At 66.0% G+C, this 24,421-nt stretch carries 25 protein-coding genes and 1 tRNA gene; 13 read left to right on the top strand and 13 right to left on the bottom strand.

Going from position 1 to position 24,421, the window contains the following annotated elements; all coding sequences use genetic code 11:
- Window positions 1–9 precede the first annotated feature (9 nt).
- Genes KAJ83_RS04030 through KAJ83_RS04020 form a run of 3 tightly spaced genes read left to right on the top strand, consistent with a single transcriptional unit; the run spans window position 10 to window position 2,808 of the window.
- On the top strand, window positions 10–2,019 hold the full coding sequence (locus tag KAJ83_RS04030; protein WP_210680706.1) for an acetyl-CoA carboxylase biotin carboxylase subunit: 2,010 nt from the start codon (window positions 10–12) through the stop codon (window positions 2,017–2,019).
- A gap of 22 nt (window positions 2,020–2,041) precedes the next feature.
- Window positions 2,042–2,524: a GNAT family N-acetyltransferase gene (locus KAJ83_RS04025; RefSeq protein ID WP_210680705.1), complete on the top strand. Its 483-nt coding sequence runs from the start codon at window positions 2,042–2,044 to the stop codon at window positions 2,522–2,524.
- Window positions 2,521–2,808 carry an acylphosphatase gene (locus tag KAJ83_RS04020; protein WP_210680704.1) on the top strand — a complete coding sequence of 96 codons (288 nt, stop codon included), beginning with the start codon at window positions 2,521–2,523 and terminating at the stop codon, window positions 2,806–2,808. The genes KAJ83_RS04025 and KAJ83_RS04020 overlap by 4 nt, the downstream gene beginning before the upstream one ends.
- Window positions 2,809–3,116: 308 nt before the next feature.
- Here the strand turns inward: KAJ83_RS04020 and KAJ83_RS04015 are convergent, their stop codons facing one another.
- Together KAJ83_RS04015 and lipB are read right to left on the bottom strand one after the other, a co-directional pair.
- Window positions 3,117–3,266, bottom strand: coding sequence for a hypothetical protein (locus KAJ83_RS04015; protein ID WP_210680703.1), 150 nt, complete (start codon window positions 3,264–3,266; stop codon window positions 3,117–3,119).
- A complete protein-coding gene (gene lipB, locus KAJ83_RS04010) occupies window positions 3,263–3,958 on the bottom strand; it encodes a lipoyl(octanoyl) transferase LipB (RefSeq protein ID WP_210680832.1) in 696 nt (231 codons plus the stop codon). Before lipB ends, KAJ83_RS04015 begins: the two co-directional genes overlap by 4 nt.
- Before the next feature lie 271 nt (window positions 3,959–4,229).
- Between lipB and KAJ83_RS04005 the strand changes: the two genes are divergently transcribed.
- The 4 genes from KAJ83_RS04005 (at window position 4,230) to KAJ83_RS03990 (ending at window position 8,965) form a co-directional block, all read left to right on the top strand.
- A tRNA-Leu gene (locus tag KAJ83_RS04005) sits at window positions 4,230–4,316 on the top strand.
- A gap of 225 nt (window positions 4,317–4,541) precedes the next feature.
- Window positions 4,542–6,824 carry an NADP-dependent malic enzyme gene (locus KAJ83_RS04000; protein WP_210680702.1) on the top strand — a complete coding sequence of 761 codons (2,283 nt, stop codon included), beginning with the start codon at window positions 4,542–4,544 and terminating at the stop codon, window positions 6,822–6,824.
- Between the two features lie 62 nt (window positions 6,825–6,886).
- Window positions 6,887–8,326, top strand: coding sequence for a magnesium transporter (gene mgtE, locus KAJ83_RS03995; protein WP_210680701.1), 1,440 nt, complete (start codon window positions 6,887–6,889; stop codon window positions 8,324–8,326).
- Between the two features lie 3 nt (window positions 8,327–8,329).
- Window positions 8,330–8,965 (top strand): glutathione S-transferase family protein, encoded by a 636-nt coding sequence (locus KAJ83_RS03990; RefSeq protein WP_210680700.1) that lies wholly within the window; start codon window positions 8,330–8,332, stop codon window positions 8,963–8,965.
- Between the two features lie 36 nt (window positions 8,966–9,001).
- Here KAJ83_RS03990 and pyk read toward each other — a convergent pair whose 3' ends face one another.
- Together pyk and KAJ83_RS03980 are read right to left on the bottom strand one after the other, a co-directional pair.
- On the bottom strand, window positions 9,002–10,417 hold the full coding sequence (pyk, locus tag KAJ83_RS03985) for a pyruvate kinase (protein WP_210680699.1): 1,416 nt from the start codon (window positions 10,415–10,417) through the stop codon (window positions 9,002–9,004).
- Between the two features lie 110 nt (window positions 10,418–10,527).
- The gene (locus tag KAJ83_RS03980; RefSeq protein ID WP_210680698.1) at window positions 10,528–11,160 is read right to left on the bottom strand and encodes a UbiX family flavin prenyltransferase; all 633 of its coding nucleotides are present in this window, start codon (window positions 11,158–11,160) and stop codon (window positions 10,528–10,530) included.
- Between the two features lie 278 nt (window positions 11,161–11,438).
- Here KAJ83_RS03980 and KAJ83_RS03975 point away from each other — a divergent pair, with 278 nt between their 5' ends.
- Window positions 11,439–11,609 carry a YdcH family protein gene (locus KAJ83_RS03975; protein ID WP_210680697.1) on the top strand — a complete coding sequence of 57 codons (171 nt, stop codon included), beginning with the start codon at window positions 11,439–11,441 and terminating at the stop codon, window positions 11,607–11,609.
- An 86-nt stretch (window positions 11,610–11,695) separates the two neighbouring features.
- Here KAJ83_RS03975 and ilvN read toward each other — a convergent pair whose 3' ends face one another.
- The 6 genes from ilvN to KAJ83_RS03945 all read right to left on the bottom strand — a co-directional run bounded on the left by ilvN (window position 11,696) and on the right by KAJ83_RS03945 (window position 18,136).
- Window positions 11,696–12,262 carry an acetolactate synthase small subunit gene (gene ilvN / locus KAJ83_RS03970; RefSeq protein WP_210680696.1) on the bottom strand — a complete coding sequence of 189 codons (567 nt, stop codon included), beginning with the start codon at window positions 12,260–12,262 and terminating at the stop codon, window positions 11,696–11,698.
- 73 nt (window positions 12,263–12,335) lie between these two features.
- Window positions 12,336–14,105, bottom strand: coding sequence for an acetolactate synthase 3 large subunit (locus tag KAJ83_RS03965; RefSeq protein ID WP_210680695.1), 1,770 nt, complete (start codon window positions 14,103–14,105; stop codon window positions 12,336–12,338).
- A gap of 167 nt (window positions 14,106–14,272) precedes the next feature.
- Window positions 14,273–15,214, bottom strand: coding sequence for a tRNA (adenosine(37)-N6)-dimethylallyltransferase MiaA (miaA, locus tag KAJ83_RS03960; protein WP_210680694.1), 942 nt, complete (start codon window positions 15,212–15,214; stop codon window positions 14,273–14,275).
- Window positions 15,215–15,308: 94 nt separating this feature from the next.
- Window positions 15,309–16,676 carry an MFS transporter gene (locus tag KAJ83_RS03955; protein WP_210680693.1) on the bottom strand — a complete coding sequence of 456 codons (1,368 nt, stop codon included), beginning with the start codon at window positions 16,674–16,676 and terminating at the stop codon, window positions 15,309–15,311.
- 100 nt (window positions 16,677–16,776) lie between these two features.
- A complete protein-coding gene (locus KAJ83_RS03950) occupies window positions 16,777–17,415 on the bottom strand; it encodes a LysE family transporter (protein ID WP_210680692.1) in 639 nt (212 codons plus the stop codon).
- Window positions 17,416–17,446: 31 nt separating this feature from the next.
- Window positions 17,447–18,136 (bottom strand): ArsR/SmtB family transcription factor, encoded by a 690-nt coding sequence (locus tag KAJ83_RS03945; RefSeq protein WP_210680691.1) that lies wholly within the window; start codon window positions 18,134–18,136, stop codon window positions 17,447–17,449.
- A 79-nt stretch (window positions 18,137–18,215) separates the two neighbouring features.
- Between KAJ83_RS03945 and KAJ83_RS03940 the strand changes: the two genes are divergently transcribed.
- Together KAJ83_RS03940 and KAJ83_RS03935 are read left to right on the top strand one after the other, a co-directional pair.
- Window positions 18,216–18,554 (top strand): NIPSNAP family protein, encoded by a 339-nt coding sequence (locus KAJ83_RS03940; RefSeq protein WP_210680690.1) that lies wholly within the window; start codon window positions 18,216–18,218, stop codon window positions 18,552–18,554.
- A complete protein-coding gene (locus KAJ83_RS03935; protein ID WP_210680689.1) occupies window positions 18,551–18,898 on the top strand; it encodes an antibiotic biosynthesis monooxygenase family protein in 348 nt (115 codons plus the stop codon). Before KAJ83_RS03940 ends, KAJ83_RS03935 begins: the two co-directional genes overlap by 4 nt.
- 12 nt (window positions 18,899–18,910) lie before the next feature.
- On the opposite strand, the gene KAJ83_RS03930 is transcribed toward KAJ83_RS03935, so the two are convergent.
- The gene (locus KAJ83_RS03930) at window positions 18,911–19,315 is read right to left on the bottom strand and encodes an MAPEG family protein (protein WP_210680688.1); all 405 of its coding nucleotides are present in this window, start codon (window positions 19,313–19,315) and stop codon (window positions 18,911–18,913) included.
- A gap of 84 nt (window positions 19,316–19,399) precedes the next feature.
- Complete coding sequence (gene purC, locus KAJ83_RS03925) at window positions 19,400–20,164, bottom strand: phosphoribosylaminoimidazolesuccinocarboxamide synthase (RefSeq protein ID WP_210680687.1); 765 nt, start codon at window positions 20,162–20,164, stop codon at window positions 19,400–19,402.
- Window positions 20,165–20,315: 151 nt separating this feature from the next.
- Between purC and KAJ83_RS03920 the strand changes: the two genes are divergently transcribed.
- Together KAJ83_RS03920 and KAJ83_RS03915 are read left to right on the top strand one after the other, a co-directional pair.
- Window positions 20,316–20,855: a PAS domain-containing protein gene (locus tag KAJ83_RS03920; protein ID WP_210680686.1), complete on the top strand. Its 540-nt coding sequence runs from the start codon at window positions 20,316–20,318 to the stop codon at window positions 20,853–20,855.
- Between the two features lie 208 nt (window positions 20,856–21,063).
- Complete coding sequence (locus KAJ83_RS03915; protein ID WP_210680685.1) at window positions 21,064–21,384, top strand: DUF1476 domain-containing protein; 321 nt, start codon at window positions 21,064–21,066, stop codon at window positions 21,382–21,384.
- A 75-nt stretch (window positions 21,385–21,459) separates the two neighbouring features.
- Here KAJ83_RS03915 and prfB read toward each other — a convergent pair.
- Window positions 21,460–22,591 (bottom strand): peptide chain release factor 2 gene (gene prfB, locus KAJ83_RS03910; RefSeq protein ID WP_210680684.1). Its coding sequence is split into 2 segments (ribosomal slippage): window positions 21,460–22,521 and window positions 22,523–22,591, totalling 1,131 coding nucleotides; the frame shifts between segments, so codons are not numbered across the junction.
- A gap of 151 nt (window positions 22,592–22,742) precedes the next feature.
- On the opposite strand from prfB, the gene KAJ83_RS03905 reads away from it, so the two are divergent.
- A complete protein-coding gene (locus KAJ83_RS03905; protein ID WP_210680683.1) occupies window positions 22,743–24,386 on the top strand; it encodes a hypothetical protein in 1,644 nt (547 codons plus the stop codon).
- Window positions 24,387–24,421: the final 35 nt, after the last annotated feature.

The following is a 24,421-nucleotide window of genomic DNA, read 5'->3' as shown; positions in this document are numbered from 1 at the left end:
GAACGCGACATGTTCAAGAAAATCCTGATCGCCAACCGGGGGGAAATCGCCTGCCGCGTCATGCGGACGGCGCATGCGATGGGCATCACGCCCGTCGCCGTCTATTCCGAGGCGGATGTCGAGGCACGGCACACGCGCCTCGCCAAGGAGCTGGGCGGGGAGGCCGTGCTGGTCGGTCCCGCCGCCAGCGCCGAGAGCTATCTGCGGATCGACCGGATCGTCCAGGCCTGCAAGGACACCGGCGCCGAGGCGGTGCATCCGGGCTATGGCTTCCTCAGCGAGAACAAGGCTTTCGCCAAGGCGCTGGACGAGGCCGGAATCGCCTTCATCGGTCCGCCCGTCGGCGCCATCGAGGCGATGGGCGACAAGATCGAATCCAAGAAACTGGCGGAAAAGGCGGGGGTCAACACCGTCCCCGGCCATCTGGAGCCGGTGACGGACCCGGAGGAGGCCGTCCGCATATCGAACGAGATCGGCTATCCCGTCATGCTCAAGGCCTCGGCCGGCGGCGGCGGCAAGGGCATGCGCCTGGCCTGGAACGACGAGGAGGCGCGCGACGGCCTGCGGAGCGCCATGAACGAAGGGCGCAACAGCTTCGGTGACGATCGCGTCTTCATCGAGAAATTCGTCGAGCAGCCGCGCCATATCGAAATCCAGGTGATGGCGGACAAGCACGGCACGTGCGTCTATCTGGGAGAGCGCGAATGCTCCATCCAGCGTCGCCACCAGAAGGTCCTGGAGGAGGCGCCGAGCCCCTTCCTCGACCAGGCGACGCGCGAGAAGATGGGCGAGCAGGCGGTGGCGCTCGCCAAGGCGGTTGATTATTGCAGCGCCGGCACGGTCGAGTTCATCGTCGACAAGGAGCGCAACTTCTACTTCCTGGAGATGAACACCCGCCTTCAGGTGGAGCATCCGGTGACGGAATATGTCACCGGCCTCGACCTCGTGGAACTGATGATCCGCGTCGCGGCGGGCGAGAAGCTGCCCTTCGCGCAGAAGGATGTGACGCTGGAAGGTTGGGCGATCGAGGCCCGGCTCTATGCCGAGGACCCGGAGCGCGGGTTCCTGCCCTCGACCGGCCGCCTTTCGCGCTATATCGAACCGGCGGGGCGCGACGGCCGGGTGCGTACGGATAGCGGTTGCTATGACGGCGCCGAAATCTCGATCCACTATGACCCGATGATCGCCAAGCTGATCGCGGGCGGCAGGGACCGTGCGGAGGCGCTGGCGACGCTGCGTCAGGCGCTCGACGGCTATTATGTGCGCGGCCTGTCGCACAATTTGGCCTTCCTTTCGGCCGTGGCGAAGCACCCGCGTTTCGAGTCGGGCGAGATCACGACCAACTTCATCGCGGAGGAATATCCGGACGGCCTGACCGAGGCCGATCTTCAACCGGAGGACCCGGCCCCCTTCGCCGCCGTGGCGGCCCTGATCCAGGATCGGATAGAGCGGCGGGAGCGTGGGCTCTCCGGTCAGCTCGAAGGCGGCAAGCCGGATCAGCCGAGCGCCTATGCCGTCTTTATCGGCACGGTCGAGAAGGAGGAGCACGATGTCGGCGTCAGTCGCGGCGCCGATGCCGACCGGATCACGGTCGGCGATCGCGACCTGATGGTGGCGAGTGACTGGAAGCCGGGCGATCCGCTATTCCGCGCGCGTATCGACGATGTGGAATGTATTTTCCAGGTCGACCGGGACGGCGCGGGTTGGATTCTGACCCATGACGGCGCGCGGATTCGTGCGCTGGTGGTGGAGGCGCGTCACGCGCCCCTGCAACGCCTCATGCCCTTCAAACAGCCGCCGGATCTGTCGAAGTTCCTGCTTTCGCCGATGCCGGGGCTGCTGGTGCGGTTGAAGGCCAAGGCCGGCGATTCCGTCAAGGCGGGGGAGGAGCTCGCCGTCGTCGAGGCCATGAAGATGGAGAATGTCCTGCGCGCCGGCGCCGATGGCGTGGTGAAGGAGATCCACGCGGAAGCCGGCGACAGCCTCGCCGTCGATCAGGCGATCCTCGAATTCGAATAGAGGGCCATGCGGAGGGCCGGCCATGCGGCGTGCCACGCCGAAGGATGCCCGCGCGATCGAACGGCTGATCCGCCCGGTTTTCGAGGCGCAGGTCGCTCCCACATTGGAAGAGACGGGGCGCCGGACCTTCCGGGCCTTCGTGACGGCTCCCGCGCTCGCGGGGCGGCTGTCGGCCGGAAGTCCGGCCTTCCTGGTCGAGGGGTCCGATGGACGGCCGGTCGCCTATGGCGAGCGGGACGGCGCGCATATCCGGTTGATGTTCGTCGCGCTCGACCGGCAAGGGAATGGGGTGTCGCGGCTGCTGCTGGAAGCACTCATAGCGGATGTCGAGGCTCCGGCTGTCACGCTCAATTCAAGCGACTTCGCGCGGGCGCGTTATGAATCGCTCGGTTTCACGGCGACGGGGCCGCGCACCATGGTGAACGGGATCGTGCATACCCCGATGATGAAGCCGCTCGATGGCATGGACGCCCGGGTGGGCACCGAAAAGGAGAATGCGCCATGAGTGAAAACCGCGAAACGGTGCATGTCATGATCCGGGGTAAGGTTCAGGGCGTCTGGTTTCGTGCCTGGACGGAGCGGACGGCGAGCGACCTCGGGCTGGACGGCTGGGTACGCAACCGCTCGGACGGGTCGGTGGAGGCGCTGTTCTCCGGCCCGCCGGAGCAAGTCGCTCAGATGCTGAGGGCAGCCGAGGAGGGATCGCCGCTCGCCCGCGTGGACGATATCGAGACGACATCGGCCGAGCCGCCGGAGACGCCGGGCTTCCACATGCTGCCGACGGCCTGATTCCGGCGAATTGGGAAAGGGGAGGGGGAGCCGAATCGTTTTCGTCCGGTATCCGAAAGGGTTTGGCTTGTCCGTTAAACTATGTGTCGGAAACGCGACAATTTCCTGACACACCTTTTGCGATTTCTTTAAGGGCATATGTGATCACAAGCGGCCGGCTACTTGGCCGGTCGCTCGTGACCACGAACGACCCTGGAAGGATCGGAAGATGAGCGACGAGATCGAAGGGCGGCGTAAGGACCATCCGCTGGACGGCCCCCACCCGACGGATTGACGCGCGTTTGATTAGGGTGGGCGCGTTACGCGGTCTAGAATCGGACCCCGATATCGATATTCGGGTCGGAGCTGGACCCGCCCTCACCCTGCAACGTGACCCGCTCGCAGGCGTTTGCCGCGCCGAGGGCGAGCAGCGCCAGCAGTAGCCCCGCGGCGATCGGTCGCCGACGGTGCCTCGTCACGGTGCGCTTCCGCTTGGTGTGTCCCCGGCGGAGCTTTCCCGCTTGTCGAAGGGGCCGAAAACCTCCGTGAAGGCGTCTTCCAGGGCGTGATCCACCTCGTCCATCGTGACGGGCAATCCCAGATCGACCAGCGAGGTGACGCCCAGCCCCTCATCCCCGATGCCGCAGGGCACGATGCCCTGGAAGTGGGACAGGTCCGGCTCGACATTGAGCGCCAGGCCGTGAAAGGCGACCCATCGGCGCACCCGCACGCCGATCGCGGCGATCTTGTCCTCCTTGAAGGGGGTGCCGCCGGGACCGCTGCGGTCGACCCAGATACCGACCCGGCCCGGGCGCCGCTCCCCCACGACGGCGAATCGGCCGAGCGCGCGGATCACCCATTCCTCCAGCCTGTCGACATAGTCGCGTACATCGATGCCGCGCCCCTTCAGGTCGATCACCGCATAGGCCACGCGTTGGCCGGGGCCGTGATAGGTATATTGCCCGCCGCGCCCGGTCTTGTGGACGGGGAACCGGTCGGGGGTCAGCAGGTCCGCGGGCTTGGCGCTGGTGCCCGCCGTGTAGAGCGGCGGATGCTCCAGAAGCCAGACCAGTTCCGGTGCGCCAGCATCGCGCACGGCCGCCGCCCGTGCCTCCATCTCGGCCAGGGCATGCTCATAGACGACCGGCCGGCGGCCGGCGCGCCATTCCACCGCGCGTGGTGCGTCCGCGCCGGCGACCGTAGGGCGGTCTCCTTGGGCGTCCTCCTGGGTGTCTCCCTGGGCACGCCCAGCGGCGCTCGAATCGTCATGGAGCTTATCGGCGCGTTCCCGCATCGACGAAATCCCTCGAAAAAACCGGCGGGGCGGGGCCAATCCCCCGCTTGAAAGCCCGGGGTCGATTTGCTAGATCATCGCACCGCTCGGGGGCAAGGCCCATGGTTCGTATCATGGGCAATGATCCGGAGCCTACGTCACAAGATATGCGGTCGTGGCGGAATTGGTAGACGCGCAGCGTTGAGGTCGCTGTGGGCGAGAGCCCGTGGAAGTTCGAGTCTTCTCGACCGCACCATTTCTCCTGACGTCGAACTGGCGCTCCAGTTTTGGTTCGACATCCCTTTGGGATGGGGCACCATCCTTCGATGAAAGCCCGCCGTTCGGCGGGCTTTTTCGTCTTTATCGGAATTATCGTCGCGGTCGCGTTCCTGCCGCAGCCCGGTCTTTCGCTTTTCGCACGCCCCCTATAGCTTAAGCCCCAATGCTAGCTGAGCCTGTTACGGGGGGACGCCTACCAGCCATGGCCGAGAATTTCGACGACGAGGCGCTGAAGTACCATCGCATGCCGCCGGCGGGGAAACTGTCGGTTACGGCGACCAAGCCGATGGCGAACCAGCGCGACCTTAGCCTCGCCTATTCGCCGGGCGTGGCGGCTGCCTGCCGCGCCATCGTGGAGGATGAGGCGGAGGCCGCCACCGTCACCGCGCGCGGCAATCTGGTCGCCGTCATATCCAATGGCACGGCGGTTCTGGGGCTGGGGTCGATCGGGCCGCTCGCCTCCAAGCCGGTGATGGAGGGCAAGGCCGTCCTCTTCAAGAAATTCGCCGGTATCGACGTCTTCGACATCGAGGTGGATGAGCGCGAGGTCGAGAAATTCTGCGATATCGTCGCGGCGTTGGAGCCGACCTTCGGCGGCGTCAATCTGGAGGACATCAAGGCGCCGGAGTGTTTCGAGATCGAACGGTGCCTGAAGGAGCGGATGAATATCCCCGTCTTCCACGATGACCAGCACGGCACCGCGATCATCGTCTCCGCCGCTGTCTTCAACGCGCTGGAACTGGTGAAAAAGCGGTTCGAGGATGTGCGTATCGTCTGTTCCGGCGCGGGCGCGGCGGCGCTGGCCTGTCTGGACATGCTGGTCAATATGGGCGCCCGGCGGGAGAACATCACGGTCTGCGACATCGCCGGCGTGGTCTATGAGGGCCGCGTCGACGAGATGGACCCCTACAAGGCGCGTTACGCCCAGGAGACGGAGGCCCGTCATCTGGCCGAGGTGATCGAGGGCGCGGATGTCTTCCTGGGGTTGAGCGCGCCCGGCGTCCTGAAGAAGGAGATGGTGGAGAAGATGGCGGCGGACCCGCTGATCTTCGCGCTCGCCAATCCGACGCCGGAGATCTGGCCGGAGGATGCGCAAGCGGTGCGTCCCGACGCGATCATGGCGACCGGGCGTTCGGACTATCCGAACCAGGTCAACAATGTGCTGTGCTTCCCCTTCCTGTTCCGGGGGGCGCTGGATGTCGGCGCGACCGCGATCAACGAGGAGATGAAGGTCGCCTGCGCCAAGGCGATCGCGGCGCTTGCCCGCAAGGAGGTGACGGAGGTCGTCGCCAAGGCCTATGGCGAGATCGGCGGTTTCGGCCGGGAGCATCTGATTCCCAAGCCGTTCGATCTGCGCCTTATCCTGGAGGTGGCGCCCGCGGTCGCGAAGGCGGCGATGGAAAGCGGTGTAGCTACCCGTCCGATCGATGATTTCGAGGCCTATCGCCAGAAGCTGTCGGAATTCGTCTATCGCTCCGGCACGGTGATGAAGCCGGTTTTCGACCGCGCGATGCGCGACCCCAAGCGCGTCGTTTTCGCGGAAGGGGAGGAGGCCCGTGTCCTCCGCGCGGTCCAGGTCGTGGTGGATGACGGCATCGCCCGGCCGATCCTGATCGGGCGGCGCAGCGTGGTTCAGCAACGGATCGACCGCCTCGGCCTGCGGCTTCGCATCGACGAGGATGTGGAGCTTTGCGATCCGGAGAGCGATCCGCGCTACAAGACCTACTGGACGACCTATCAGGGGCTGATGGGGCGCAAGGGAGTTTCGCCCGACCTCGCGCGCGAGGAGGTGCGCACGCGCACGACCGTGATCGGCGCGCTGATGGTGCATCTGGGGGAAGCGGACGCGTTGATTTGCGGCACGACGGGCCAATTCTCCAAGCATTATAAGCATGTGGCCGATATCATCGGGCGCCGTTCGGATGCCCACGACATGTCGGCGATGAACATGCTGATCCTCAGCAAGGGCATCTATTTCATCGCCGACACCCAGGTTTCCTACGAGCCGAGTTCGGAGGAATTGGCGGAACTGGTGGAACTTGCCTCGGAGGAGGTGAACCGCTTCGGCATCACGCCCAAGATCGCGATGCTGTCCCATTCGAACTTCGGCATTTCCGATCATCCCTCCGCCAAGCGCGTGCGCGACGCGGTCGCCATCCTGCGGGAGCGCCGGCCGGACCTGGAGGTCGAGGGGGAGATGCATGCGGATTCCGCGCTGGACCCGGAGCTTCGCGAATCGATTTTCCCCGACTCCCGGCTGGAAGGGCGCGCGAATCTGCTCATCATGCCCACGCTGGACGCGGCCAATATCGCCTATAACAGCGTCAAGATGCTGGGAGACGGACTTTCCGTCGGGCCGATACTGGTCGGGGCGGCCAAGCCGGCCCATGTTCTGACTCCATCGGTAACCGCGCGCGGCATCGTTAACATGACGGCGCTCGCGGTCGTCGATGCCCAAATTCACGAGGAACGCGCCGGCGGCTGAACGGCCGGTGGCGCGCATCGCAACACCGCAGGCGGATTGCGGGGAAGGCGGGGGCGCCAGCCATGTCCGACGTCAAGCAGGATGAGCGTCCACCCGACGAGACGTCCGGGGACATGCCGGCCAAGCCACCGGAGGATCAGGACGCGTTCGACGAGCTTTACGGTCTCGACGACGAGACGGTGGATGCCTGCGCGCGCGCCGTCGACGAGGGGGAGCCGGCGGAGCGTCTGCGCGAACTGGTCGATGACCTGCATGCCGCCGATCTCGCCGACCTTCTGGAGCGCCTGACCCACGACCAGCGGGTCGGCCTCGTCGGCGCGTTGGGGGAAGACCTGGATTACGAGGTCTTCTCCTATCTCGATTACGGCGTGCGCGACGATCTGGTCGATGTCCTGACGGTCAAGCAACTGGCGGCCATCGTCGCCGACCTGGAATCGGACGACGCAGTCGACCTGCTGGAGGATCTGCCGGAGGAACGCCAACAGGCCGTGCTGCGCGCCGTGCCGGCGGCCGACCGCGCCTTCTACGAACGCAGCCTCAGCTATCCGGAGGAATCCGCCGGCCGCCTGATGCGGCACGAGGTGGTGACGATCCCCAATTTCTGGACCGTCGGCCAGACCATCGACTATATGCGCGACGAGGAAATCGAACTGCCCGACGATTTCTACAATATCGTCGTCGTCAGCCCGGCCTATCGGCCGGTCGGTCTATTGCAACTCTCCAAGCTGCTGCGCGCGCGGCGGGTGGTCGCCGTCTCCTCCATCATGGAGGAGGAGCCTAAGCTGATCCCCGGCGACATGGATCAGGAGGACGTGGCCTTCCTGTTCCGCCAGTACGGGTTGGTCGAGGCGCCGGTGGTGGAGGAGAGCGGGCGGCTGATCGGTGTCCTGACCGTCGACGACGTGGTCGACGTGATGGACGAGGAGGCCGAGGAGGATATGCTGAAGCTGGGCGGCGTGTCGGCGGACGATTTCTTCTCCGACGTCTTCTCAACGACGCGGCTGCGCTTCTCCTGGCTGTTGGTCAATCTGGGGACGGCGGTGGTGGCCTCGCTGGTGATCGCGCTGTTCGAGGATGCGTTGAGCAAGGCCGTCGCGCTGGCCGTGCTGATGCCGATTGTCGCCTCCATGGGCGGCAATGCCGGTACGCAGACCCTGACGGTCGCGGTGCGCGCGCTGGCAGTCAATGAACTGACCGCCGCCAATGCCTTCAAGATCGTCTGGAAGGAGGTCCTGGTCGGCGGAATCAACGGCCTGCTGTTCGCGATCATCATGGGGGTGGTCGCCTGGATCTGGTTCGCCAATCCGGTCCTGGGCGCGGTGATCGCGGGGGCGATGGTCACCAATCTGTTGATCGCGGGCTTGGCGGGAACACTGATCCCGCTGGGTATCGAACGCATGGGACAGGACCCGGCCGTCGCCTCCACCGTCTTCCTGACGACGGTGACGGATGTCGTCGGATTCTTCGTCTTCCTCGGCCTCGCCAGCATCGTGTTGCTCTGAGCCATGACGGAAACGGTTCTCTTCGGCGCCGCCTATAGTGTCTATGTCCGCGCCGCGCGCATGGCGCTGGCGGAGAAGGGCGTGCCCTATCGGCTGGAGGGCGTCGATATCTTCGCCGAAGGCGGGCCGCCGGCCGACTATCTGCGTCGGCACCCGTTCGGGCGGATTCCCGCCTTCGCCCATGGTGACATCGCGCTCTACGAGACGGTGGCGATCCTGCGCTATGTGGATGAAGGGTTCGAGGGACCGGCGTTGCAGCCGCCGGAGCCCGCCGCCCGTGCCCGGATGGTGCAGATTCAGTCGATCCTGGACAATTACGCCTATCGCTCCTGGGTGTGGGATATCCATGTGCAGCGGGTCGAGCGCGATCCGCCGGACGAGGCGCGGATCGCCCAGGCGGTGCCGAAGGCGGCCCGTGTCCTCGACGCCATCACCGATATCGTGGCGGCGGGCACGACGGAGGGCCCCTTCTTCCTGGGCGCGACGCCGTGCCTTGCCGACCTCATGGCGGCCCCGATGGCCGCCCTGCTGCTGGAGACGCCGGAGGGCCGGCATCTTTTCGCGGAGCGGCCGGGATGGACCGCCTGGTGGGCGGCGGTCGCCGCGCGGGAGAGCTTCAAGGCGACGGCCGCCGCCTGAGCGGCATCTGCCCGTCGTTCCCGCCGTCCGATCTTTCTACTGAAGGCGCGCGATACGCAACAGGTTCGTCTTGCCCGGCGTTCCGAAGGGAACGCCCGCGGTGATGACGATACGGTCGTCGACCCCCGCGAAACCGTCGATGCTGGCCTGATGCATGGCCGTCTGCATCATGTCGTCAAGGTCGTGGGCGTCCGGCGCGCGGGCCGAATGCACGCCCCAGACCAGCGACATCTTACGCGCCGTCGCCTCACGCGGGGTGAGGGAGATGATCGGACGCGCCGGCCGTTCCCGCGCCATGCGCAGGGCGGTGGAGCCGCTGGTCGTGTAGGCGACGATCGCGCTGGCCTCGATCGTATCGCCGATCTGCCGCGCGGCCGCGGAAATGGCGTCGGCCGTCGTCGCCTCCGGCGCGATGCGCTGGGTGTTCATCGTCTCGCGATAGAACGGGTCCTTCTGAACCCGTTCGATGATGCGGTTCATCATGGTGACGGTTTCGACCGGATAATCGCCGACCGCCGTCTCGGCCGACAGCATGACCGCGTCCGCCCCGTCATAGACGGCCGTCGCGACGTCGGACGCCTCGGCCCGGGTCGGTACCGGCATGTCGATCATGGAATCCAGCATCTGGGTCGCGACCACGACGGGTTTTCCCTCCCGCCGGGCGCATCGGACGATCTCGCGTTGCAGGACGGGCACGTCCTCCGGCGGCATCTCCACGCCCAGGTCGCCGCGCGCCACCATGATGGCGTCGGACAGGTCGACGATCTCGTCCAGCTTGTCGATGGCGGCCGGCTTCTCCAGCTTCGCCATCAGGCCGGCGCGGCCCTGGACGATCTCCGCCGCCTCGGCCATGTCCTCCGGTCGCTGCACGAAACTGAGCGCGACCCAGTCGACGCCGAGTTCCAGCCCGTAATCCAAATCCGCCCGGTCCTTCTCCGTCAGGGGGGAGAGCGGCAGCACGACGCCCGGGACGTTGACTCCCTTGCGCTCGCTCAACTCACCCCCGACGGCGACGGTGCACTCGGCATGGCTTTCGTCGCAGGTCTCGACCGTCAGGCGCAGCCGCCCGTCGTCGAGCAACAGGTCGGTGCCCGGCTCCAGCGCCTTGAAGATCTCCGGGTGCGGCAGGCGCACGCGCGTTCCGTCGCCCGGCTTATCCTCCAGGTCGAACCGGAAGCGCGCGCCGACCTCCAACTCGATCGGTCCGTCCTTGAAGGTACCGATTCGCAGTTTCGGCCCCTGCAAGTCCAGCAGGATGGCGATGGGACGCCCGGTCTCGTTTTCCAATTGCCGGATGGTATCGAAGCGCTTCTTGTGGTCCGCGCGCTCCCCATGGCTGAAATTCAGGCGGAACACGTCGACCCCCGCCATGAATAGCTTCTCGATCATCGCCGCGCTGGATGTCGCGGGGCCGAGGGTGGCCACGATCTTCGTCTGCCGGGTGCGGCGCATGGATAATATCTCCGAATGCTGGGCAAAGGGTGCTGAGTAAAGCATCCCGGGTGAATTTCACGCGTCACGATATCGGACGCATGTCCGGCTTGCAAAGTGAAGAGCCGGTGTCAGCCGCCGGAACGGTTCGTTCCGGGGCCCATCTCCGCCCCGCCTATCTCCGTCCCGGCCGCCTTCCAGCGGCGAACCCCGCCCGTATCGATCCCGAAGAGGTCGAGCGCACGCCCTACGGTATGCGCCACCATGTCCTCCAGGCATTTTGGATTGGCATAGAAGGCGGGGACGGGCGGGGCGATGATGCCGCCCATCTGGGTCACCGTCAGCATGTTCTGGAGGTGGACCTGCGTCAGCGGCGTCTCCCGCGTCAACAGGACGAGGCGGCGGCGCTCCTTCAACGTGACGTCGGCCGCGCGGCTGAGCAGCGTCGGGGTGACGCCGGTCGCGATTTCCGCCAGCGTCTTCATCGAGCAGGGGACGACGATCATGCCGTCATTTGCGAAACTGCCGCTGGAGCAGGGGGCACCGACATCGCCGATCGCGTGATTGTGATCGGCGAGCGCGCGCACGTCCCGCGCCTTCAGATCGGTTTCGTAGGCCAGCGTCATCTCCGCCGCCTTGCTCATGATCAGGTGGGTTTCCACGCCGACCGCGCGGAGCGCCTTGAGGGTCTCGATCCCGTAGACGATGCCCGACGCGCCGGTCAGGCCGACGATCATCCGTCGTGATACGGTGTCGATTGCCATATTCTCGCCCTTCACATTCGCGCCGCTTCGGCTATCCTACTAGGCCGCGTGGCAATGAAAAGCAACGCGACGATCGGGTCGGCTTCCGTAAGGCCCGGCGCTGAAAACATGGGCGCACCGCCCGCCGATTGAGGGCGCGATCGCCGTCTCCGTGGCAGGCCGGGCAACCGCCGCTCGGGGATTGGGACCGCGTCCGGCAGGAAACGCCAATCGGCGTTCACGCCGGCTCCACGGGTCGGCCCGCTCGGTTCATCGGCAACCAGCGGAGGGTATATCCCATGAGCAAGACCGATCGCATCGAAAGCCTCAAGGCGAAACACGCTCAGATCGATGAGATGTTGCACCGCGAGGAGATCCGTCCGCACCCGGACGAATCGATGTGTCACAAGCTCAAGAGGGAGAAGCTCGCTCTCAAGGACGAGATGACGCGGATGCAGGCCTCGCCCTGAGGCGCGCCGGCATCCGCCGAAACGAATAGCGAAAGGCCCCGGAGGTTGTCCGGGGCCTTTCTTGTTCCCGCCGGGGGGGGGGCGGGTCAGACCGGCGTGATTTCCGCCCCGCGAGAGATGGCGACGACGCCGGAGCGCGCGACCTCGGTCTCGCCGAGGGCGTCCATCAGTTCGATGAAACTGTCCACCTTCTCGGTCGAGCCGTGGATCAGGAAGACGAAGCTCTCCAGCGTCGTGTCGGCCACCTGGGCGTGATAGACATCCGCGATCCGCAGGCTCTCGCGCCGGTTATGGTCCTTCGCCTTGACCTTGACCAGCGCCAGTTCCTTCTCGACATGCGGACCTTCCAACGTCAGGTCGTGCACATTATGCACGGGCACGAGGCGTTGGAGCTGCGCCTTGATCTGCTCGATCACCATCTCCGTGCCGGTGGTGACGATGTTGATGCGGCTGACCGTCGCGTCCTCGGTGACGGTGGAGACGGTCAGGCTCTCGATATTGTAGCCGCGGCCGGAGAACAGGCCGATGACGCGGGCGAGCACGCCCGGCTCGTTATCGACGATCACCGCGAAGGTATGCCGGCGCACCGGCTTTTCCTGGCTGTCGAAGGTATAGGCCGCCCCGGGCTGGTCCACCGTTCCGGTCTTCGCCATCGCGCGTTTCCCCCAAGATTTTCCGCCTTTGCCGCCGCGGCCGCTTTTTCCAATCGTTCCGTCGGGCATCGTCCTACACCAGCATCTTGCCTTCCGCGCCGATCGCCTCCTCGCCTTCGGCGACGGGGGCGAGCAGCATGTCGTTATGCGCCGCCCCGGAGGGGATCATCGGGAAGCAGTTCTCGGTCGGATCGACCGCCACGTCGCACATCACCGGCCCGTCATGGGCCAGCATTTCCTCGATCAGCCCGTCCAACTCGTCGGGCTTGGTCGCGCGCAGGCCCTTGAGGCCATAGGCCTCCGCCAGCTTCACGAAATCGGGCAGCGCCTCCGAATAGCTTTCGGAATAGCGCCCGCCATGCAGCAGTTCCTGCCACTGGCGGACCATGCCCATATATTTGTTGTTGAGGATGAAGACCTTGACCGGCAGCCGGTACTGAACGGCGGTCGAAAGCTCCTGAATGTTCATCAGGATCGACGCCTCGCCCGCGATATCCACCACCAGCGCGTCCGGATGGCCGAGCTGCACGCCGACCGCCGCCGGCAGGCCGTAGCCCATGGTGCCCAGCCCGCCGGAGGTCATCCAGCGGTTCGGCTTCTGGAAGCCGAAATGCTGGGCCGCCCACATCTGATGCTGGCCGACCTCGGTCGTGATGTAAACGTCGTCGCCGCGATCCCGGGTCATCTCATAGAGGCGGCGGATCGCCTGCTGCGGCTTGATGACCGCGTCGTTGGTCTCGAAGGAGAGGCACTTCTTCGCCCGCCATTCGTCGATCCGGCGCCACCAGTCGGCCAGCGCCTCCTCGTCCGGCTTCTTGTGGCGCGCGCGCATGACCTTGATCAGATCCTCCAGCGCATAGCCGCAATCGCCGACGATCGGCAGATCGACCGCCACGTTCTTGTTGATCGAACTGGGGTCAATATCGATGTGGATCTTGCGGCTCTCGGGCGCGAAGGCGTCGAGCTTGCCCGTGATCCGGTCGTCGAAGCGCGCGCCGATGCACAGCATGACGTCGCAGTCATGCATCGCCCAATTGGCCTCGTAGGTGCCGTGCATGCCCAGCATGCCGAGATATTGCGGCTCCCGCGCGGGGAAGGCGCCGAGGCCCATCAGCGTCAGCGTGCAGGGGAAGTTCGTCATCCGCACGAATTCCGTCAGCAACTGGCTCGCCGCCGGGCCGGCATTCACCACGCCGCCGCCGGCATAGACGATCGGCCGCTTGGCGGAGAGCAGCATGTCGACGGCCGCGTCGATCCGTTCCCGATCCGGCTTGACCTGCGGCTGATAGGTCTTGTGCTTCTGCTTGCCCTCGGGCGCGGCGTAGGTGCCGCTGCCGAACTGCACGTCCTTCGGGATATCGACCACGACCGGACCGGGCCGGCCGGTGGTGGCGACATAGAAGGCCTCGTGCAGCGTCCTGGCCAGCCGGTTAACGTCCTTCACCAGATAATTGTGCTTGGTGCAGGGGCGCGTGATGCCGGTCGTGTCGCATTCCTGGAACGCGTCGTTGCCGATCAGATGCGTCGGCACCTGCCCCGTCAGGCAGACGATCGGGATCGAATCCATCAGCGCGTCGGTCAGGCCCGTCACCGCGTTGGTGGCGCCGGGACCGGAGGTCACCAGTACCACGCCCGGCTTGCCGGTGGAGCGTGCATACCCCTCCGCCGCGTGGACGGCGCCCTGTTCGTGCCGGACCAGGATATGCCGAATGCGGTTCTGCTTGAACAACTCGTCGTAAATCGGCAGGACCGCGCCGCCCGGATAGCCGAATACGACGTCGACGCCCTGATCGGCCAGAGCCTTGATCACCATGGCGGCGCCCGTCATTTCCGTCGTATCCATCGTTCCAGTCCCTTGTCCTGCGAATCCAAAACGTAAAGGTTCCTGCCCTTCCTCCCGGGACGATAGCATCGAGTGAAGGGGGAGGCGACCCCGCGTGAAGGTCGGCTAAGTCCCGGATTTCCGGGGCTTTCCGCCTCATTGCGGCGGCGCACCATAGGCGCGGGGTTCTAGGGGGTCAAGGCATTTGAGCGAATAAATGCAAAAAACCGATCCATTGATTTTTCCGAATATTTCTCATTTATCGAAATATCGGAAATTATTTGCCGTTTCAGCCAGGTCGCCTGTCTCTTGGCATAGCGGCGCGTGGCGGTGATGGCGTTGGCGACGCCCGCCTCCCATGTCGCGGTGCCCGTCAGGATGGCACCCAGTTCCGGGACGCCGACGGCCTTCATGATGGGGGCGTCGGCGGGCAGGCCCTTGGCCAGCAACGCCTCCACCTCCGCCAGCGCGCCTTCCGCCATCATCGCGTGGAAACGGGCCTCGATGCGGGGAACCAGCATCTCGCGCGGGGGGATCAGGGCGGCGGTTGCGAAGCGCAGACCCGGCGGCGGGCCGGCGGGCGGTTCCGCCTGCCAGGCGCTCAAGGGGCGGCCGCTCGCCTCGAAGACCTCCAGCGCGCGGGCGATGCGTTGGCGGTCGGCCGGCGCGATGCGGTCGGCCGCTGCGGGATCGATCCCGGCGAGGCGCGCATGGCTTGCCGCCGCGCCGTCCCGCTCGATCGTCCGGCGCACGGCCGTGCGGACAGTCTCCGGGATTTCCGGCATGGGGGAGAGGCCCTCGGCGATCGCCTTGATATAGAAGCCGGTTCCGCCGACCAGGATCGGCAGGCGGCCATGCGCCAGCGTCTCCCGGATCGCCTCCGTCGCGAGGCCGCGCCAGCGATGGGCGGAGCAGGGGTCGGACCCGTCCAGGATACCGTAGAGACTGTGGGGCGCGCGCGCTTCCTCCGCCACGCTCGGCCGCGCGGTCAGCAACCGCAACTCACGATAGAGCTGCATGGAATCCGCGTTGATGACGGTGCCGTCGAAGGCCTCGGCGGCCGCCAGGGCGAGGGCGGATTTCCCGCTCGCCGTCGGGCCGAGGAGGATGGGGATGCGTTGGACGTCCATGGCGTGGAAGCTAGAGCATGGCGCGGTTAATTGGAATTACCCGAGGGGGCGGCGCCGCCGCTTTCCATGCCGGTCGCGCCGTGATGCGGGCGGGTCAGCGCGTGCTGGGCCGGAAGCGCGGTGGTTCGGCGTCGCCGCTTCCCTGGTCTCCGCCGTTCGGCCCGTCCGGGTCGGCGCCAAGCGCCTCGTCCACGCTTTCCGCCATGGCGCGCCGCGTGCGCGGGTCGAGGCGCGGTATCGCGGGGCTGGAGGCCGGAACATTGACGAATCCCCGTCGTTCCTCCGGCCGCTTGGCCCGGCGGCGCGTCATGCGATAGCCGACGAAACCCGCCATCAGCAACGCCACCACGCCGGCATAGAGGAACAGGCCACCCGACCCGAGCCATTCCATCGCGAAGGACCCGGCGGTCGGACCGATCGCCGAGCCGACGGCCCAGCCCAGGATCAGGCTGGAGCAGAGGGCGACCATCTGGTCAGGCTCCGCGTGGTCGCTCGCATGCGCGATGCAGACCGCGTAGATGGAAAGCCCGCAGCCACCCCATAGGCCGACCATCGCGAAGAGCGGCCAGCCCTGCCCGAAGGCGCCGCCGCCGATGCCGAGCGCGAAGGAAACCGCCGCCACCGCCAGCGCCCCGCCCACGATGACCCGGCGCCGGTCCATCCGGTCGCTGAGCCAACCGATCGGCCATTGCAGGATAAGGGAGCCGAGTTGGAACGCCGTCAGCAATCCGGCCGCGGCCGCCGGTGTCAGGCCGATCCGAGCGCCATAGAGCGGGGCGAGGTTGAGCACGGCCGAATTCATCAAACCGATCGCGATGCAGCCGACCAATGCCGCCGGCGCCGTGCGATAGACGCCGACGAGCCCCATCCGCTCCGCGGGCGGCAGGTTGGGCAGCGGCGCGTGGGTGAAGGCGACCGGCAGCATGGAGAGGGAGAAGATCGCGGAAATCGCCATGAAGAACCCGGGACCGGCGATTTCCCCCAGGGTCAGCAAGAGCGGCCCGCCGCTGAGCGCCAGCTTGTTCAGGATCATATAGACCGACATGACGTGGCCGCGCTGGCCTTTCGGCGTCTGGGCGGAGACCCAGCTGTCCGCGATCGTCATCAGTCCCGCCATGCAGAAGCCCATCAACGCGCGCAGCCCGGTCCACAGCCAACTGTCGACCCCGATGGTGAAGGCCAGCGTGATCGCCGCCAGCACCGCCGCCAGCGCCGCGAAGGCGCGCACATGGCCGATCCAGCGCACGAACCATGTGGCGAACAGACATCCGCCCATGAAGCCGACCGCGTAGCCGGTGGAGACGAAACCGATATCGCGCGTCGGCAGGTCGGCGGCCGCCATCTTCAGCGGCATCAGCGCGATCAGCGTCCCGCTGCCGATCTGCAACAGCGTGATCGATCCGACGATCGCGGCGATGGCGAGGAAAGGGTGGAAAACGGCTTTGGGCGTGGAGAAGGCCATGCTTTGACACGGATGACGGCTGTCGGACGAAGGAGTTTCCCAATCCTATGACGACTTCCCCGGCATGACCGCCAAAAAGCGACGGAAACGCGTCGGAATGTCAGGCGCGGTCTGAAAGGAGTTTCGCGCCCGCGCTCCAGAAGAAGAGGCCGAGCCCCGCCTCGATCCACCGCCGCGCCCTCAGATAGGCCGCGACCATGGGCTTCGTGGAGAAGGCGAGGGCATAGCCGAGATGACCGGCGAAGGAGAGCAGCGTCGCCCCCACGACGACGCATGCCCCGACCCAGATCGGCGCGTCCGGCGTGACGGCCAGCGACATCGTCGCCGTCCAGGTGAGAGCGGCCTTCGGATTGGTCATCTGGATGGTCAGTCCGCGTCGGAACAAGCCCATGAGCGTCGTCGCGCCGCCCGTCCCGGCGGCGGGGATCGGCCCGGACCGGGCGGCGGATCGAAACGCCTTGAAACCGAGCCAGAAAAGATAGAGCGCACCGGCGATCCGGATCGTCGTCATCAAGTCCGCATAGGCGGCGATGAGGGTGGTCAGGCCGAGCCAGGCGAGCATGCTCCACAGGAAGGAGCCGGTCGCGATCCCGAGGGCAAGTGCCTTTCCGGCACGACGGCTTTCCGACATGGCGGTGCCGATGATGGCGAGGATATTCGGGCCGGGGCTGAAGATGCCGACGGTGAAGACGCCATAGGCGAGCAGAATACCGGTCAGATGCGGCGAAGGGGCGTCCATCGTCATGCTCCATGGGGGCGAGATTAAGAGGTTATGCGTCCGCCGATCCGATCAGGGCCGCGAATTGCCGCGCCCCATGCGGCGCGAAGGTCACGACGCGGTTGGTCCTGTCCGCGCGCGCCCAGCCCAATTCCTCGAACCGGCACATGAAGGCGCGGCCCAGACTGCCGGCGAGGTGAGAGCGTCGCTCGCTCCAATCCAGGCACTCGCGACAGAGCGCGGCACGGCCCGTCCGCAGCCCATCCGGGTCGATTCCGAAATCGTGGGCGAAGACCGCTCCGGCCTCGGTCAGGACCAAATCTCCGCCGTCGCGTCGCAGATGCCCGCGCGCGATCAAACTGTCGAAGAGGCGGGTGCCCATGTCGCCCGCCAGATGGTTATAGCACAGGCGCGCCCGGCGGAGCGCGGCGTCCTTCGGGCCTGTGCGCGTGCGCAGATGGCCGGCACCCGCGGCGAGGCCCATCAATCCCTCCAGCACGGCGGCGACGTCCGATCCCGTCAGGGAGAAATATTTGTGCCGTCCTTGCTTGCGCGGATGGACGAGGCCGCCGCCCTCGAGCTTCGCCAGATGCGAACTGGCGGTCTGCAGGGTGATTCCGGCCTCCGCCGCCAGTTCGCTGGCGGTCAGGGCCTTGCCGCTCATCAGCGCGCCCAACATGTTGGCGCGCGCGGGGTCGCCGATCAGCGCGGCGATGCGGGCGATGTCCGGTCCTTCCTTCATGGTTCGATGTTAATCGAAGCATTGATGTCGGGCAATCGGCTAGGCTGTCCATCATCAATCAAGGAGACGGACATACGCCATGATTACCTGCGTCATCCGCTATCATATCGATCCGACGAAGAAGGAGGCGTTCGCCCGCTATGCCCGCACCTGGGGGCAGGCGATCCCGCGATGCGGGGCCGATCTGATCGGCTATTTCGCGCCGCACGAAGGGTCGAGCACGCTGGCCTACGGCCTTTATAATATCGAGAGTCTGGCCGCCTACGAGGCGTATCGCGCGCGCCTCGCGGCGGACCCGCTGGGCCGCGAGAACTATGAGTTCGCGCAGGCGGAGAAATTCCTGTTGCGGGAGGACCGGACATTCCTGAAATGCGTGTCCCACCCGCACGCTTACACGAAAGAGGAAGAAGCCCCATGATCGCGGTCATCTTCGAGGTCACGCCGGCCGAGGGGCGGCGCGACGATTATCTCGCCATCGCCGCCCGGATGCGCCCCCTCTTGGAGGAGGTGGAAGGGTTCATCTCCGTCGAGCGGTTCCAGAGCCTGACGAACCCGGAGAAACTCCTCTCCCTGTCCTTCTTCGAGGATGAGGAGGCGGTGCGGCGCTGGCGTGCCTTGGAGGCCCACCGCTCGGCGCAGGCGCGGGGACGCGACGGCCTTTTCGCCGATTACCGTTTGCGTGTCGCGGCGGTGTTGCGCGATTACGGCCTGTTCGACCGGGAAGAGGCCCCGACGGACAGCCGCGCGCGCCACGGTGGGTGAAAGGCGGCCCGTTCAGAGCAGATGGTGCACCTGGGCGAGGCAGACGAGGCCGCCCAGCAGGATGACCCCCCAGGCGGTCACCATGCCGATCAGGCGGAGCGCGGACGGCCCCGCGCTTCGCCCCAAGCCCACGGCATGCGCCGCGCGGCCGATCAGCAGCGGCGCGCCGAGGAGGTGCGTCCAGGGGCCAAGCCCGTTCGCTTCCGCCAGCGCCATGACGACGAGGGCGATCGGCACGTTCTCGATGAAATTGCCATGGACACGGATGGCACGCGTCAATGCCGGGTCACCGCCGTCGCCGATTCCCACCTTCGCCTTGTAGCGCAAGGGTGGGATACGGCCCGCCAGGATCACATGAAGAATGGCGAGAAGCCCGGCGTAAAGCGCGGTGACAGGGAAGGCGAGGGTCATGTCCATTGGGCTGCGCGTCCGATCGATCCTATGATGCGACGGAGCTAGCGCGTCCTCGTCCAAAGGAAAGGGGGCTTGCCGCCCACGCGTCTATTCCGCGTCGCCGTCGATCGCCTCCAGAGAGGCCCCTTCGGGCAGGATGCCGAGGCGGCGGGCCACCTCCTGATAGGCGCCCTCGACATTGCCGAGGTCGCGGCGGAAGCGGTCCTTGTCCATCTTCTCGCCGGTCGCGATATCCCACAGGCGGCAATTGTCCGGGCTGATCTCGTCGGCGAGGACGATGCGCACATCGCCGTTCTCGTCGTAGATGCGGCCGAACTCCAGCTTGAAATCGATCAGCTTGATGCCGATGCCGAGAAAGACGCCGGTCAGGAAATCGTTGATCCGCAGCGTCATCGCCAGGAAGTCGTCGATATCCTGGGGGCTCGCCCAGCCGAAGGCGGTGATATGCTCCTCGGTGATCATCGGATCGCCGAGTTCATCGTTCTTATAGTAGAATTCGACGATCGAGCGCGGCAGCGCCGTTCCCTCCGGCACGCCCAGACGCTTGGTCATCGATCCGGCGGCCACATTGCGCACGACCACCTCGATCGGGATGATCTCGACCTCGCGAATCAATTGCTCGCGCATATTGAGCCGGCGGATGAAATGGGTGGGGATGCCGATCTCATGCAGACGCAGCATCAGGAACTCGCTGATTCGGTTGTTCAGCACCCCCTTGCCCGTGATGGTGCCCCGCTTCTGATTGTTGAAAGCGGTCGCGTCGTCCTTGAAGTGGGCGACGAGGGTGCCGGGCTCCGGCCCCTCGAACAGAACCTTGGCCTTGCCTTCATAGAGTTGCCTACGGCGCGCCATTGTGCTTTCCAATCGTCAGTGATGCGTTTCGCGTCCGGCCGGATGGTCGGGACCCATCCATGCCCCTATAGCAACAGCGGTGCCCTGGCACAATTGCCCACCGTCGTTGGTTCGGTGGCCGGGGGGCAATGGGACGTGTCGGTGGGGTGGCATGGACGAACGATCAGCCTTTCTGGACCGGCTGCATAGGGCTGATACGCGGTTGGTCGCGTTTCTCGACGCCTGGGCCGCGGCACGCGACGGTGCGCCGGTACCGCGGAAGACGGCGTTCGATCCACTCGCCGTGGCGGCCCTGTTGCCGATGGTCTGGCTCTATCGCTACGAGCCCGCGCTAGGGGATTTCGTCTGCCGCCTGGCGGGAGAAAGCGTCAACCAAGCCTGGGGCCACAGTATTCGCGGCATGACATTGCGCCAAGTGGTTGGGAAGGCTGATCATCCGACCATACTCGGACGCTGGCGGGAAATCGTCGGAACGCCCTTCATTCATTATGGCGGCAGCCGGGAACGGCTCAGCGCCCAGTCGGTTTATCAAGCCCACCGGCTTTTGATGCCGCTTGCCGGCGAAGCGGAAGGAATGTCTCCGCCCGATTATGTCATCGGCATAAGCCTTTATCATTTGGACCCGATGGACCGCGATCGGATGCCGTTGATGCCGGAGGATATCGTTCGGCTGCGCTGCGATGTCTTCTGACCGGGCCGACCGGCGGACCAACTGACCGGGGACGATTCTCCCAGGGCTTGATCCAGCGCAAGGCGCGTCTGTCCCGATGATGTCATGAAACCGTATGCCCTCGTGGGGTGAAGCCGGTTGAAGGGGCGCTGTACCGGCGCTATGAATTGGCCCGGACGCGACGCCGTCCCCGTGATAGACCGCCCGGAGCGATAAGGAGGCCCGAGCCATGACCACCTTCAACGACCGTGAGAAAAGCTTCGAGGCGAAGTTCAGCCGCGATCAGGAGCACGATTTCCGTGCCATCGCGCGCCGGAACAAGCTGCTCGGCCTGTGGGCGGCGGAACAGCTCGGCCTGAGCGGCGACGAGGCTGCGGCCTATGCCCTGGAGGTGGTCGACGCCGATTTCCAACGTCCCGGCGACGATGACGTCGTGGAGAAGGTCGTCGGCGACCTCACCAGCAAGGGGGTCGACGCCTCGGAGCATCTCGTCCGTAAGCGGATGGAAGAACTGTTGGCCGAGGCCGTGAATCAGATCGACGGCAAGTAAGCCGGAGACGGGCGGGGAAGCGCGGCGGGGCTGCCGAGGCGCCCCTGCCAGACCGCTCTCGCCAAGCCTCCGCTGTCAGGCCTCCGCTACCTCGCCGTCCTCCGTGCCGCCGTCGACCTTGGCGGCGAGGGCCGCTTCCAGGAAGCGGTCGATATCGCCGTCCAGCACCGCGTCCGGATTGCCGGTTTCCACGTTCGTGCGCAGATCCTTCACCATCTGATAGGGCTGTAGGACGTAGGAGCGGATCTGGTGGCCCCAGCCGATTTCCGATTTGTTGTCGTAATCCGCCGCCGCCGCTTCCTCGCGTCGCTTCAACTCGCTCTCATAGAGGCGCGACTGCAGCATCTTCATGGCTGTCGCCCGGTTCTTGTGCTGCGAGCGGTCGTTCTGACACTGCACCACGATACCGGAGGGCAGGTGGGTGATGCGCACGGCCGAATCGGTTCGGTTGACGTGCTGCCCGCCGGCGCCCGACGCGCGATAGGTATCGACGCGCAGATCCTTATCCTCGATCTCGATCTCGATATTGTCGTCGATCTCGGGCGAGACGGTAACGGAGGAAAAGCTCGTGTGCCGACGCGCCTGGCTGTCGAAGGGGGAAATCCGGACCAGCCGGTGGACGCCGGTTTCCGTCTTAAGCCAGCCATAGGCGTTGTGGCCCGCGATCTTCAGCGTCGTCGACTTGATCCCGGCTTCCTCGCCGGGGCTCTCCTCGATCAGCTCGATCTTGTAGCCCTTTTTCTCGGCCCAGCGATAATACATACGCAGCAGCATCGAGGCCCAGTCCTGCGACTCGGTGCCCCCGGCGCCCGCATGGACCTCCAGAAAGCAGTTGTTCCCGTCCGCCTCGCCGGAAAGAAGGCTCTCGATTTCGAGCTTGGCCGCGTGCGCCTTGAGCGCGGCGAGCGCGCTCTCGGCCTCGGCGAGCACATCCTCGTCGCCCTCGGCCTCGGCCAGTTCGATCAGTTCCAGATTGTCGTCGAGGCCCTTTTCCAGGGCCTTGTACCCGCCGATGGAGGAATCGAGCGCCGCGCGCTCGCGCATCACCTTCTGCGCCTCCTCGGGATCGTCCCAGAGCGTCGGGTCCTCGACCCGCGCATTCAGCTCCATCAGCCGCTTATTGGACGCATCCCAGTCAAAGATGCCTCCTCAGCAGCGTCAACGACTGCCGCAGCTCGTCGACGACCGCTTGGGTTTCCGCACGCATGGCTCGTGAATTCCTTCTCGTCAGCGGGTGCCGGGCGAACGACGTTCCACCCCGTCACCGAACAGGCTCGGGGATACGCGATGTGACCGTCGGCGTAAAGAGGGCCCCGCCGCCATTTCGCGCGGCGCGGGATTCGGGTATTGAGGGTCCGATGACGACCGATCTCTCCCCCCTCTGGACCGCCGTTCGCACGCAGAGTCCCTATGATGTGATGGCGTTGCACGCGGATTTCGGCCCCGCCGCGAAGATGCCGGTGGAGGCGCTGAATATTTTCCTGCAGACGGCTTGCGTCCTGGGCGACCTCGACCGGGTACTTGCCGATGGGCTCGATAATCCGACGGTGTCGCTTTTGCCGAAGGAGGGGGCCGCGATGTTGCTGTACGCCCTTTATGAAAGCGGTAACGGCGCGTTGCTGACCCAGGGGCGTGTGTCGATCCGGGCCGATGCGTCGCGCCCGAATGTGCTGGCCTATGCCGCATGCTGCATGCTTCAGGCGGGGCAAGCCGGAAAGGCGGCGGAGCTTCTGGCGCGCTTGGTCCGCACGCAAGGAGAGGCGCCGCATGCGGGGCATCAACGCGTGATGGTGGAGGCTCTGTTCCGGGCGACGGATGGAGAGGAGGGGACCGGGGTGAGCGCCCTGCTCGCTCGGGCGGGGCTGACGGTTGCCCCCGATTGGCTCGCCTATGAGAGCTTCCGTCGCGCGCCGAGCCCTGAGATGGCCGAGAGGTTGCCCCTGCCGGGGGAGGGGGCGGTGCGCCGCGCGAAGCATATCGGATCGACGCCGCCATGGGGGCCTGGGCGGATCGCGGAACCTAGGCTGACGGAGCGGAAGTCCCCCTTGGCCGTCACGGGGTTCACGCCGCCCACGGATGCCTTCTCGATCGATATCGGTGCGCGTGTCGCGGCGGTGGTTGATGCGGTCGCGGCCTTGAAGGACACGCCGAAGATCGCGCGGGCGCTCGATGCCCTGGCGGCGATCCGGGCCGCGCATGCGCCGGATGCGGGCGATCCGGTGCAGGTGATCTCGACCGGCCGGGCGGGAACGACGGCGCTGTCCGATTTTCTCGAAGGGACGCCCTATTGCCCCTTCCATTCCTATGCCTGGGTAACGGGGCCGCGACATCGCTGGGCGATGACGCGCTTCCTGATCGAGGGCGAGACGGGAGCCGAGCAGGCGCGTCCCTTCGTCGAGCTTTTCCTTTTCTGCCGGATCGCGGAACTGGCGGCCGCCTATCGGCGGGGCGAGACACCGGTGCTGGTCAGCCATTGGGATTCGATTTTCGCGCCGGTCCTGGCGGGGCTCTTCCCGCGGTCCCGGTTCCTGCATCTCCGCCGCGCGCCGAAGGCGGTCATCGGCTCGATGATCGCGAAACGTCAATATGCGGGGGCGCAGATCGCCTCCTTGCCCTATCGTCTCGATCCGGGCGGCGAGGGGGACGGGGTCGCCTTCGACGGCCGCGCGCTTTTCCCTGAATTACCCCGGCATGTCGGCTGGTATCTCGCCTTCACGGAACATTTCTGGCGGGGGTTGGGCACCGCGCTGGGGGAAAGGGCTCATCTCGCGATCGCGAGTGAGTCCCTGTTCGAGGGGCGGGAGGAAGGATTGGGCCCACTACTGGACGCGGGATTCCCAGGATGTGGCCTCGGGTTGGAAGAGGCTCGCGCCCATTTCGGGCATAAAATCAACGAGAAAACGCGGAGCAAGATGGACGAGACCGCGCGTGTGCGCGACCTTTTGGCCCGTGCCCAGGACTTCTACCGTGAATTCGCCGGGGAGATGGATGCAAGGCCGTGATATCGATCCGCACGGCGTAGGCCGAGGGGAGGCGG

The sequence above is a fragment of the Marivibrio halodurans genome (assembly GCF_017963645.1).
Classification (GTDB): domain Bacteria; phylum Pseudomonadota; class Alphaproteobacteria; order UBA8366; family Aestuariispiraceae; genus Marivibrio; species Marivibrio halodurans.
This window is presented reverse-complemented; position numbering and strand designations above follow the sequence as displayed.